Annotated in this window: 11 protein-coding genes and 1 other annotated feature; of the genes, 7 read left to right on the top strand and 4 right to left on the bottom strand. The window is 27.2% G+C overall.

Translation table 11 applies throughout. The annotated features are described in order from the left end of the window. Positions 1 to 55 precede the first annotated feature (55 nt). Together ACYUEX_RS10710 and ACYUEX_RS10705 are read left to right on the top strand one after the other, a co-directional pair. Positions 56 to 1,426 (top strand): MATE family efflux transporter, encoded by a 1,371-nt coding sequence (locus ACYUEX_RS10710; protein ID WP_460288088.1) that lies wholly within the window; start codon positions 56 to 58, stop codon positions 1,424 to 1,426. 36 nt (positions 1,427 to 1,462) lie between these two features. Beyond that, positions 1,463 to 1,693, top strand: a binding site (T-box leader). Between the two features lie 121 nt (positions 1,694 to 1,814). Beyond that, positions 1,815 to 2,345 carry a tryptophan transporter gene (locus tag ACYUEX_RS10705; RefSeq protein WP_460288087.1) on the top strand — a complete coding sequence of 177 codons (531 nt, stop codon included), beginning with the start codon at positions 1,815 to 1,817 and terminating at the stop codon, positions 2,343 to 2,345. Positions 2,346 to 2,403: 58 nt separating this feature from the next. On the opposite strand, the gene ACYUEX_RS10700 is transcribed toward ACYUEX_RS10705, so the two are convergent. Continuing rightward, positions 2,404 to 3,150: a polysaccharide deacetylase family protein gene (locus ACYUEX_RS10700; protein ID WP_460288086.1), complete on the bottom strand. Its 747-nt coding sequence runs from the start codon at positions 3,148 to 3,150 to the stop codon at positions 2,404 to 2,406. Positions 3,151 to 3,546: 396 nt separating this feature from the next. Here ACYUEX_RS10700 and ACYUEX_RS10695 point away from each other — a divergent pair, with 396 nt between their 5' ends. The 3 genes from ACYUEX_RS10695 to dut all read left to right on the top strand — a co-directional run bounded on the left by ACYUEX_RS10695 (position 3,547) and on the right by dut (position 6,957). Continuing rightward, positions 3,547 to 5,661 carry a sensor domain-containing protein gene (locus ACYUEX_RS10695; protein WP_460288084.1) on the top strand — a complete coding sequence of 705 codons (2,115 nt, stop codon included), beginning with the start codon at positions 3,547 to 3,549 and terminating at the stop codon, positions 5,659 to 5,661. Positions 5,662 to 5,739: 78 nt separating this feature from the next. Then, positions 5,740 to 6,366 (top strand): SpaA isopeptide-forming pilin-related protein, encoded by a 627-nt coding sequence (locus ACYUEX_RS10690; protein ID WP_460288083.1) that lies wholly within the window; start codon positions 5,740 to 5,742, stop codon positions 6,364 to 6,366. 150 nt (positions 6,367 to 6,516) lie between these two features. Then, entirely contained in the window at positions 6,517 to 6,957 is a 441-nt protein-coding gene (gene dut, locus ACYUEX_RS10685; protein ID WP_460288081.1) for a dUTP diphosphatase, read from the top strand. Between the two features lie 47 nt (positions 6,958 to 7,004). Here dut and abc-f read toward each other — a convergent pair whose 3' ends face one another. Together abc-f and ACYUEX_RS10675 are read right to left on the bottom strand one after the other, a co-directional pair. After that, positions 7,005 to 8,924, bottom strand: coding sequence for a ribosomal protection-like ABC-F family protein (gene abc-f / locus ACYUEX_RS10680; RefSeq protein ID WP_460288080.1), 1,920 nt, complete (start codon positions 8,922 to 8,924; stop codon positions 7,005 to 7,007). A 194-nt stretch (positions 8,925 to 9,118) separates the two neighbouring features. Then, positions 9,119 to 10,336, bottom strand: a complete 1,218-nt coding sequence (locus ACYUEX_RS10675) for a 6-phosphofructokinase (protein ID WP_460288078.1) — start codon at positions 10,334 to 10,336, stop codon at positions 9,119 to 9,121. Positions 10,337 to 10,525: 189 nt separating this feature from the next. Here ACYUEX_RS10675 and ACYUEX_RS10670 point away from each other — a divergent pair, with 189 nt between their 5' ends. Both ACYUEX_RS10670 and ACYUEX_RS10665 read left to right on the top strand, forming a co-directional pair. Then, positions 10,526 to 11,080 carry a manganese efflux pump MntP gene (locus tag ACYUEX_RS10670; RefSeq protein ID WP_411170287.1) on the top strand — a complete coding sequence of 185 codons (555 nt, stop codon included), beginning with the start codon at positions 10,526 to 10,528 and terminating at the stop codon, positions 11,078 to 11,080. Between the two features lie 62 nt (positions 11,081 to 11,142). After that, entirely contained in the window at positions 11,143 to 11,553 is a 411-nt protein-coding gene (locus ACYUEX_RS10665; protein WP_460288076.1) for a Fur family transcriptional regulator, read from the top strand. A gap of 46 nt (positions 11,554 to 11,599) precedes the next feature. On the opposite strand, the gene ACYUEX_RS10660 is transcribed toward ACYUEX_RS10665, so the two are convergent. Beyond that, on the bottom strand, positions 11,600 to 12,397 hold the full coding sequence (locus ACYUEX_RS10660; RefSeq protein ID WP_411170289.1) for a metal ABC transporter permease: 798 nt from the start codon (positions 12,395 to 12,397) through the stop codon (positions 11,600 to 11,602). Positions 12,398 to 12,418 lie beyond the last annotated feature (21 nt).

Raw genomic sequence — 12,418 nt, 5'->3', positions numbered from 1 at the left:
TTTTTAGTTAATATATAATTTAAAGTTGAGTATTAGCAGGTTAAAGGGGGCATATATGAAAAAGTCAGTAGATTTAGTTTCAGAAAATATAACAAGTACATTATTGAAGCTATCTATACCTATATTAGGAACATCATTTATACAAATGGCCTATAATATGATAGATATGATGTGGGTTGGAAGAATTGGTAGTGATGCAGTTGCAGCAGTAGGAACTGCAGGTTTTTTTACTTGGTTTGGAAATTCACTTGTATTTATATCTAAAATAGGTGCAGAAGTGGGAGTGGCTCAATCTATAGGTAAAAAAGATTTTAAAGAAAAAAATAAATTTATATATAATAGTTTATTAATAAATATGTTGATTGCATTAATTTATACAGCTATATTAATTACTTTTAGAAATCAGTTAATAGGTTTCTTCAATTTAGGAGATTTCAGGATAACAAATATGGCAGTAGACTACTTAATAATAGTTTCTATGGGAATGATATTTAGCTTTTTGAATCCTTTATTTACAGGGATTTTTAACGCTTCAGGTAGTAGTAAAATTCCTTTTTTAATTAATACAATTGGATTGGTATTTAATATAGTATTTGATCCAATATTGATATTTGGGCTCTTTGGATTTCCTAAGCTTGGAGTAGCAGGAGCTGCTTTAGCTACAGTTGCAGCTCAAGTAATAGTCACAATTATCTTTATAGTATCTTTTATTAAAAATGGATATAGTTTAAGTTTAAAAAATAAAAAATATATAAATAAAACTTGTATTTATAGAATATGCAAGCTAGGAATTCCAACAGCCCTTCAAAACTGTATGTTTGCTTTTTTTGCAATGGTAATAGGAAGAGTTGTTGCATCTTGGGGACCAGTTTCAATTGCTGTTCAAAAAGTTGGATCTCAAATAGAAGCAATATCTTGGATGACAGCAGAGGGGTTTGCTGCTGCATTAACAGCTTTTGTTGGTCAAAACTATGGTGCAAATAGATGGGATAGAATATTAAAGGGGTATAAGGCTACTATGATTATGGCTATAGTAGTAGGAACTTTTTCTACAATGCTATTAGTTTTTGCGGGTGAAAGAGTTTTCTCGATATTTATACCAGAGTTAGAAGCTATTTCACAAGGAGCTGTATATCTAAAAATTCTAGGATATTCTCAACTGTTTATGTGCATAGAAATAACTACTGCAGGGGCATTTTCAGGTTTGGGAAATACAGTAACACCTTCTTGGGTCAGTATAGTCTTTACGGGATTAAGAATACCATTAGCTCTTTTATTAAGCAATATAGGATCATTTGGAATAAATGGTGTTTGGTGGAGCATAAGTGGTACAAGCATAATAAAAGGGGTTCTACTATTAGTGTTATTTATTTTTATGATAATAATACCAAATAGAAAAAAGGCACTAAAAATTATTGACAATTAGTATAAAATAACATAGTATAGTATTAAATAAATATTAAAAATTCCTTTGATGAGGGATAGTAACTATTATGTAAGGTTTCAGAGAGCCGAAGGTGGTGTGATTTCGGTACTATAGCAAATAGTGAATGGGCCTCTGAGGAGTGATACGAAATTTATTAAAGTAGTTGATCCGTAAGTCCTACGATATAAGGACTAAGGTATGTTAGTACCTGAGAGAGAGGCTTTAAAAGCAATTTAGGTGGCAACGCGGAGTAATATCGTCCTATACAATTTGTATAGGGCGTTTTTTTATTTAAATTAATAATTAAAGGAGCTGGTAATTATGTTATGAACTAGAGGAGATAAAAAAGTTTAATTTAATAAATTATTAAAAATTAGGAGAGATTAGTATGAATAGAAATATGAATGTAAAAAGAATGATGTTAAATGCAATATTAATAGCTATAGGAACTCTATTACATCAAATTACGCCAGCTTTAGGATTACCAATGCAACCAGACTTTGCTTTGGCAATGTTATTTATAATTATAATAATAAATAGTGATTATAAAAGCGCTTTAATATCAAGTATAATAATAGGGGTATTAACAGCATTAACTACTAAGTTTCCTGGAGGTCAGTTACCTAATATTATAGACAAAATAGTAACTGCAAATGTAATTTACTTTATGTTTAAAGTTATGGGAACTAGAGTAAATAACAATATAAAAATGGTACTAGCTTTAAGCTTTGGAACTATATTAAGTGGATTAGTATTTTTGGGATCAGCAAGTATATTAGTAGGATTACCAGGTTCATTTACTAGTTTAGTTTTTATTGTTGTTATACCTGCTTCAATAATGAATATATTATTAGGACTAGCACTATATAAGGCAGTTGGAATAGCATTAAAAGCTAGCGGTTTACAAATAAGTAAATAGTTTTATAATAAAAAAATAATTAGCCATAATATAAGATGCTCATATTATGGCTAATGTACTATTTTTTCATTATCTTATATAATTCAGGTGTACTTTCGTCAATTGCTTTAAATATATAACCGTTATCTTTATAATACTTAATTATAGAAGGCAATGCTGAAGAAGTATTTTTATTTATGTGTGAGCAATGCATTAAAATAACAACTGTATTTTTATCTCCATTAGTACAAGCCTTTTTTGAAATAGTTTTAGGATCTAATTTAGCATTAGCTCCATCTCCACTATCAATATTCCAGTCATATATCTTGAGGTTGTTCTTGTGTAATAAATCTACTAACTTTTGATCTAGTTTATAAGAGTTATTATTACATCCAAAGGGAAATCTTAATATATTATATTTTTCCCCAGTCACTTCGTATAATATTTCCTGATCCTGAAGCATTTCTTTTAAAAAGTTTTCATCATTACAATAAAGTTTTTGCCTATTATGAGAAAAACTATGGAGTCCTATGCTATGACCTTCGTTTTTCATTCTTAATATAGTTTTCTCTTGACCTTCTATTTGATTTCCTATAACAAAAAATGTAGCAGGAACATTTTCTCTTTTTAATATATCTAAAATTTCGATAGTTGATCTCCCACCAGGACCATCGTCAAATGTAAGATATACAATTTTTTCATTTCCAGTTTCGTTAGATGTTTTTTCATTATTATCTAAAGCCTTAACATCGTTTATAAAAGAAAAAGAGAATGTTAAAACTAAGAATAGAGTGACTAAATATTTTTCTAAAATTTTAACTTTCATACTATCTAGCCTCCTAAAATTAATAGCATTATTACTAGTATTCCTAAAAAATTATAGAATACAATATTTATTATTTGGAAATTAAATATTATTTATAATTTCTTTCCTTCAGTTTTTAAGTGGACATATGTAAATTTGCGTTGACTTGGAGCGAAGTAACGAAATAAGCGAACTTACATATGTATACTTTTTTATTATTTAATAGTATTAGGAATATGTTAATAGATGGAAGGATATGATAAAATATATAATTATTAGTACCATTTTAAAGAAAAGGCATTGGTGATATTTGTGAAAAAAAGAAAAAAAAATTATATTTTCATATTTACTATCTTGTGTTTTATTATGATATTATTTAAAACTAATTTTGAAAATATATCTTCTCTACTTCTTATTATGATTTTGTTATTAATGCTTAGATTAGTATATACAAATAGAAAGTATAAAAAATTGTATAAATTAGCGGAGTCTAATAAAAGAAAATATACAATGGCAGCAGATGCATTAGAAGGCGCTATTTGGGAATGGAATAGTGAGAATGAAAAATTATATGTATCTGAAAAAATAAAAGATATTTTAAAGATTAATGAAGATATAAAAAGTTTTTTACAATGGTTTTCTTTTATTGATGAAGATGAAAAAGAAGATATAAGAATATTTATTGAAAATATAATAGCAAATAGAACATTAGATAATTTTATTTTAGAACATTCAATTAGGAATTTAAATGGAGAAAAATTAATAGTCAAAATTCAAGGAAAGGGAAAAGAAAAGGATAATGTTTTCTATTTATCGGGATTTATTGTTGACATAACAGAGAGAAAACGAATAGAAAATATGAATAAGCTTATAGAAAATAAAAGTAGGTTAGCTTTACAAGGGTCTAAGGATATAGTGTTTTGGTGGAATGTTAATCAAAATATAATCTCAGTTGATAATAGCATAAAGAGATATTTAGACATAGATGGAAAAGGAGATTTAATTATTTCAGCTTCTAAATGGCAAAAATATATATTAGAAGAAGATATAGATACCTATAAGAAGCAAATAGAAAAAGTAATAAATTCAAAGAATGAAGAATTTTACTCTATTGAATATAGAATATTAAGCAAAGATAATAGAGTAGTATGGATCCAAAGCAAAGGTAAAAAGACATTAGAGAAAAATGGAGATTTATTTATTTATGGGGCTCTTTCAGATATAACAGATAGAAAGGAAAAAGAAATAGAAATTAATTATTTAAGCTTTAATGATGAAGTAACTGGGATTCCAAATAGAAGATATTTTGTAAGGGAAGTTACAAATCATATAATAAATCATCCAAATGAAGAAATAGCTTTCATTTTTATAGACTTAGATAATTTTAAATATATTAATGATACATACGGGCATGACGTTGGAGATTTATTATTAAGAGAGTTTTCAAAAATTATAAATGATATGGAAATAGAAGATTCTCTTTTTGCAAGATATGGGGGAGATGAATTTGTAATAGCTCAATATAATTTGAGGAACAAACATGAAGTTAAAGCTATTTTAGATAATATAATAAAAAAATTAAGCAAAGCAATAATAATAAATGATAAAGAGGTTTTTTGTACATTAAGTATAGGGGTAAGTATATACCCTATAGATGGAAAAGAAACAGCCATACTATTAAAGAGAGCAGATATGGCAATGTATATTGCAAAAGTAAATGGAAAGAATAGATATCAATTTTTTGATATAGGAATATTAGAAATTTTAAATAGAGAGTTTAATATTGAAAAAGGCTTAAGAATAGCTATAGATAATGAAGAAATAAAACTGTTGTACCAGCCTAAGGTTAAGGTTGATACAGAAGATGTAATAGGATTTGAATCTCTTGTTAGATGGCATAGTAATGAATTAGGTGTAGTATCTCCAAATGAGTTTATACCAATAGCAGAAAATTCAGGGCTTATAATACCTATAGGGAAGTATATTATAGATGAAAGTTTCAAAAAGTGTAAGGAGATTACTTTGAAAACTGATAAAAAATTTAAAATGGCAATTAATTTATCAGAAGTGCAAATTAGAGATGAAGAAATTTTATCATTTATATATTATTCATTAAAAAAGTATGATTTAGATGCTGAATATATAGAATTTGAAATAACAGAAAGTATAATAATGAAATCAGCTGAAAAGAATATAAATACTTTAGAAAAGTTAAAGAAGCTTGGAGTTACTCTAGCACTAGATGATTTTGGTACTGGATATTCCTCTTTGAGCTATTTAAGAACCTTGCCAATAGATGTTCTAAAGATAGATAAAAGCTTTATAGATGGGATAATTATAGAAGAAAAAAGTGATTATATAATAAATAGTATTGTAGAACTTTCACATTATTTAAATTTACTAGTAGTTGCTGAGGGAGTAGAGACTAAAGAACAACTAGAATATTTAAAGAAAATTAGCTGTGATGTTATACAAGGATATTATTTTAGTAAGCCTATTGAGTTTGATGAGGCTGTTAATATGATGATATAATTGTATATTAAAATAATTTTATCACCAAATTGTAATGCAAAGCATATTATGTAACTATATTATGCTTTGGAGGTATATATGAAGATAACAATAGATGATCAATATCATAGTGATGAAAATAATAATTACGAAGAGGATCAATATGCAGTAGATGAGAGTGGAAATTTAAATCTATTTATTAATGTTGATGGAGAGTTCGGAGATGAAGAACCTGTAGAGACTATTAATAAAGACAACATATGTAATAAGGAAGAAGAAAAGAAAATAATAGAAAGTAATTTTAGTGAAAATATTTGGCATGATGAAAAATATTCAGAAAGATATAGTGATATTTACTCCGAAATAGAGAATGATTCTGATATTGGTTTTAAGAGCTATAATCAAGTAGAAGAAAAAGGAACTATTGAGGTTATATCAAAGCTTGCTAGTAAAGATGGAGTAGATCTTAAAGGAGCAAGAATTAATTTATATTTATTAAATGGAGTATCGCCTAAATTATATGACTCAAAAATTACTGATGAAAAGGGAAAAGTTAGGTTTGATAGTTTAGAAAACGGCTGTTATAGAGTTATTTCCATAATTGATAGAAGATTCTTTGAGAAGCCTGCCTATTATACGTGGAATGAGGTTACTATAGATAAGAATAATAAGTTTTCTAGTATATGTGTAATAAATAGAATAAAGATGGCTTATTATAGAAGATAGGATGAGAATTTGTTTAAGTATTTATACACCTATAAAAAGAGATAAATTAAAGATTAAATTTATCTCTTTTTATTTTAAATTTAATAAGTGTAGACATAAATAATAATAACTTGTTACAATATAGATAATATTTTTAGGGGAGGAATACAAATGAATAAATTTAAATTAAAGGTCCAAAAAATACATAGTGAGGCTATAATACCTAATTATGCACATAAAGGTGATGCTGGATTAGATTTATATTCAGTAGAAGAAGTAAAAATAAATCCATCAGAAACGGCATTAATAAAAACAGGAATAAAGATAGAGCTGCCACCTCAAACAGAAGCGCAGGTTAGACCAAGAAGTGGGCTTGCTTTAAAGAATGGTATTACAGTTTTAAATACTCCAGGAACTATAGATGAAGGATACAGAGGTGAAATAGGAGTTATATTAATAAACAATGGAAAAGAAATGTTTGTGGTTGAAAAAGGCATGAAAATTGCACAAATGGTAGTTAAGCCTGTATGGTATGTTGAAGTTGATGAAGTAGAAGAACTTAGTGAAACTGAAAGAGCTGAGGGAGGATTTGGCTCAACAGGAAAAAGATAATATAGAAATCTTATATAAAATAAAGGGACTGTATTTGGCAGTCCCTTTTAGTTATCAAAATCTTCCCAGTCCGTATATAATTGAGCGATTTTTTCTTCTAACTCTTTTATTTCTTTATTTACTCTTTCACTTTCAAATGGATTAGAATAAATCTCTTCAAGGCAAAGCTTCTCTTGAAGAGAAAGTAATTCATCTTCCCCTTTTGCTATATCATCTTCAATTTTTTTTATTTTAAGCTTTAAAGCCTTTTCCTCTTTTTCAATTTCTCTTTTTTTCTTTTTTTCATCTTTCAATTGAGTTTTAGTTTTTCCATTTGCTAATTCTTCTAAAACTTCAAATCTATTAGGATTAATTTTCTTTTCTTGATAATAGTTATAATTTCCTAAAAACTCTTTAATACCATCTTCATTAAGTTCAAGTATTCTACTAATTACTTTATTTAAGAAGTATCTATCATGAGATATAACCATTAATGTACCATCATAGCTTAAAAGAGCATCTTCAAGTGCTTCTCTTGACATTATATCAAGATGGTTTGTAGGTTCATCTAACAATAATAAATTTGATTTTGATAACATTAGCTTTAATAGATTAATTCTACACTTTTCTCCGCCACTAAGAGTATTTATTATTTTGAAAACATCATCACCAGTAAATAAGAATGATGCCAATGAACCTCTTAACTTGGAAGTAGTTAAATTAGGGAATTCATCCCATACTTCATCTAATATAGTTTTATCTAAATTTAAATCGGATTGTTCTTGATCATAATACCCAACATTTACATTTGTACCAAGAATAACTTTGCCCTTATCAGAATCTAAGTTATCTAAAATTATTTTGAAAAGTGTTGTTTTGCCACGACCATTTTCTCCGATTAAAGCTACTTTTTCACCTCTTTTAATATCTAAATTAAGATTTGAAAATAGTTTGTTATCTCCGTAGCTTTTGGATAGATTCTCAATATGAAGAACATCATGACCACTTTTTACAGAAGTCTCAAATTTAATTTTAGAGGCTTCCTTTTCTTTATCAGGTTCATCTAGTTTTTCCATTTTATCTAAAGCTTTCTCTCTACTTTCAGCAGCTCTTATACTTTTTTCTCTGTTAAAGCTTCTAAATTTTTCTATTATTGCTTCTTGTCTTTTAATTTCAGCTTGCTGAAGGTTATAGGCTTTAAGTTGAGCTTCATAATTTTTCTTTCTTTGATCAATGAATTTAGTGTAAGAAACATTATAGCAATTAACATGACCATTAATAACTTCAAAGGTATTGTTTGTAACAGCATCTAAGAAGAATCTATCATGTGATATAACTAAAACAGTTCCTTTATAATTTTTCAAATATTCTTCAAGCCATTCAATGGCTTCTAAGTCAAGATGGTTAGTTGGTTCATCAAGTAAAATTATATCAGGATTCTTTAAAAGAAGCTTACAAAGTGCAACTCTAGTTTTTTGACCTCCGCTAAGGGTATTTATAGTTTTATAAAAGTCATCTTCTAAAAAGCCTAGACCTTTTAATACCCTTGAAATTTCACCTTTATATGTATAGCCGCCTTTATGAGAATATAAATCTTGAAGTGTAGTATAATCTTTTATAATTTTTTCATGATATGCTGCATTATTCTCATCATAAGGTTCACTCATCTTTACCTCTAGAGTATGTAGCCTATTTTCAATATCAATAATTTCTTTGAAAACTAAGTTCATTTCATCATATATAGTATTATTTAAGTCTAAATCAACATGTTGTGTTAAATAGCCGATAGTTCTATTTTTATCTATAAATATTTCACCAGAGTCTTGCGATATTTCCTTAGATATTATTTTAAATAAAGTGGATTTTCCTTCTCCATTGCCTCCGATAATTCCAACTTTATCTCCTTCATTAATTGAAAATGTAATATTTTTTAATACATCTCGTATTCCGTAACTTTTCGATATATCTTTGCAACTTAAAACTATCATTTTATCCTCCTAGTATTATCTTGTGATATTAAATCTATATAAAGTTTACTAAATTTCATAATTCCAATTTTATTATACTCTAAGGTATTAGGCTAAGCAAATTGCAAATTTATATTAAATTTTTACTTGATATAAAAGTTAATATTATTGAATATAAAAAAACAGGCAATATAGATTACCTGTTTTGCTTTAACTTATTTACAAACTGTTTTGAATTTTGGTAAGTGATTATCTAAAACTAATGAAGGAGTGCCAGAAATAAGTGGTAAGAAGTATTCTAAAGCTTCTTCTTTTATATGATTTCCTTCATCATTAATTAATTCCTTAGGGAAGTATTTAACATTATTAGCTATTTTATCTGCTTCTACAAGAAAGTGAGATGATTTATAAGGAGAATTAGATTCTCTTTTTATTCCAACCATATATCCACTATTTCCAGCAAGTGCAAATTTTAATGCTGAGTAACCAGCTTCAAAGGCTTCTACTAAATCAATATCTGAAGCACAGTGAATTGCACATCTTTGCAATACACCTAGTTCTAAAGACTTAACTCTAGAGGTTATACCAGCTTGTATTATTAAGTTTTTAAGATAGGAGCCTACACCTCCAAGTTGAGCATGTCCAAACTTATCATGAGCTTGTTTTTCAACTTCAGTTATAAATTTTCCATCAGAATTTCGTAATCCTTCAGAAACTACTATGAAGACTTTATTTTTTTCTTTAAATTTTTTTCTAACATCTAAAAGAAATTGTTCTGTACTAAAAGCAACTTCAGGTAAATATATAAAATCTGCAACTGATTCTCCATTTAGTCTAGCTATACAAGAAGATGCAGCAAGCCAGCCTGTATCTCTACCCATTGTTTCTAGAATAAATATTCCGTTATTTATGTAAACTGATGAATCTAAATATGTTTCAAGTACTGTTGTAGCAATAAACTTTGCAGCGCTACCAAAGCCAGGAGTATGATCAGTGTACATTAAATCATTATCTATTGTCTTTGGAATACCTATAAATTTTATATCTATTTCAGTTTGTTTAGCATATTTACCTAGTTTAGCAATGGTATCCATTGAATCATTTCCACCCACATAAAAAAATGCTTCTATGTTATTTACTTTTAATATATCTAAAAGTTTGTCGTATTCTTCACTTGATTCTTCTAAGTTTTTCATTTTGTATCTACAAGAACCTAAACCAGAAGATGGTGTGTATCTGAATGCATTTATTTCATCCTCTGAGAAGGAAGATAATTCTATTATATTTCCATTTAATATTCCTTCAATTCCATTTAAACCTGCAAAAACTTTATCAAATGAACCTAAATCTTTATTTGCATGTAACAAACCTACCACACTAGAATTAATAACAGATGTTGGACCTCCAGATTGAGCAATTATACAATTCGCCATTAAGTTACTCTCCTTTATATAAAATTACAAAATATGATATACTTTTTAATATATTATATACTCTATTTAATAATATACAATAAAATTTGTCATATTAAAAGTACTTATTAAAAAAAAATAATACATAAATACTACACTTTATAATTATATATAAAGTATAATTATATAATTTGGAGAGGTTTCTATAATATGGAATTGAGAGAAGTGATTTTAATAGGTATAGCTTTAGCTATGGATGCACTTGGAGTTAGTATAACTTTAGGTATAAATCCTATATTAAAAAGAAGAAATAAAATAGGGTTTATAATTTCATTTGCATTTTTTCAATTTTTATTTATATTGTTAGGAGGAATAGGGGGAAAGTTTTTTGATACATATATTGTAGCCATCCCTCATATGATATGTGGAGTCGTAGTTGTATTAGTAGGGATAATAATGATATTAGAATACTTTAAGAAGGATAATAAAGATGATTATATTTTAATAAAGAAATCAATGTATATAATTTTAGGTATGTCAGTAAATATTGATGCTTTAGTAGTTGGATTTACAGCCTTTCATGAAGTTTACTCATTATTGTTATTAACTTATGCTATTTTAGTTGGATTAATATCTTTGATAATATGCACAACAGGATTTTTTATGTGTAGATATGCCAGAAAAGTTGATTTTATATGCAAATATTCAAATTTGTTAGGTGGATTAATACTATTAGCATTAGGATTTAAAATGATATTTTTTTAATATTTAATATGTAGAATATTAGTGATATAATTATATAAAGATTAGAACGTTAGGAGAATAAAATGAGCTGGGAAATTTATTTGAAAGAAAATGGAATTAGGGTCACAGCAGGAAGAATTTCAATTTTAAATATAATAGAGTCTTCTGATAAGGGGCTTTCAGCAGAAAATATATATTGTGAATGTAAAAATCAAAATGAAAATTTAAATCTTAGTACTATATATAGGACATTAGAGTTGTTAGAAGAAAAGAATATAATAAAAAAGATAAATATAGACGGACCTGCAATATATATCCTTAAAAGAGAAAGTCATAAACATACTTTAAAATGTGATGTATGTCATAAGTCTGTAGAAATACCCTGTCCAATGGAAGAAATAGAAGAGGCTATAAAAGCTCAAGTTGGGTTTAGTCTAACTGAGCACAAATTAGAGCTTAATGGAATTTGTGATAAATGTAAAAAGGGTAAATAAAAAAAGTTTAGGTTTTAATATTAAAGCCTAAACTTTTTTGTTTACATTATTTAAAGTTAAAAAATTTATTAATAATTATAACTATAATAAGAGTAAATACAGATGTAAGTGCAATTGTACCCCCTGGAGCACTATTTATATAATAAGATAGGAATAAACCCAGCATAATGTCAATCATTCCAAAAAGTATAGAGTATAATAATGTTGATTTAAAACCTTTTTTTAACTGCATAGCAGTAGCTACTGGAACTACCATTATAGATGAAATAACAAGTATTCCCATTACTCGTATTGACATAGAAATTGTAGCACCTACTAAGATAGTAAAAATATAATTTATCAATTTTACTTTTATACCAGAGGTTTTTGCTCCTTCTTCATCAAAAGTTATATATATAAGTTTATTATAAAGAAAAATCAATGATAATAAGCATATTATTCCAACTGTTAGTATTAGTAGAATATCTTCTCTAGAAACTGTAAGGATACTTCCAAATAGAAAGGAATTTACCTTTGCAGAAGCTTTTCCACTACTTATTAAAATTATTGCAATTCCTAAACTAAAAGTTAATACTAATGACATCACAAGTTCAGCATATTTTTTGTAATAACCTCTTAGTAACTCTATAATTATTGCACAAAAAGTTGTAAACAAGAAAGCAGTTATTAAAGGATTTACCCCTATAACTAATCCTATAGCAACTCCAGCAAAGGAAGAGTGAGAAAGGGTATCACCAATCATGGAATAACGTCTAAGGACTAAAAAAAGTCCTATAAAAGGACAGAGTATTGATATTATAAAGCCAGCCATAAAGGCATTTTGCATAAAATCTAATTGAAACATAAAATCTACCTTTCTAATATA

It is taken from the genome of Clostridium sp. CTA-7 (assembly GCF_054768095.1).
Note: the sequence above shows the minus strand (reverse complement) of the source record. Positions and strands in the feature narration are given on the sequence as shown.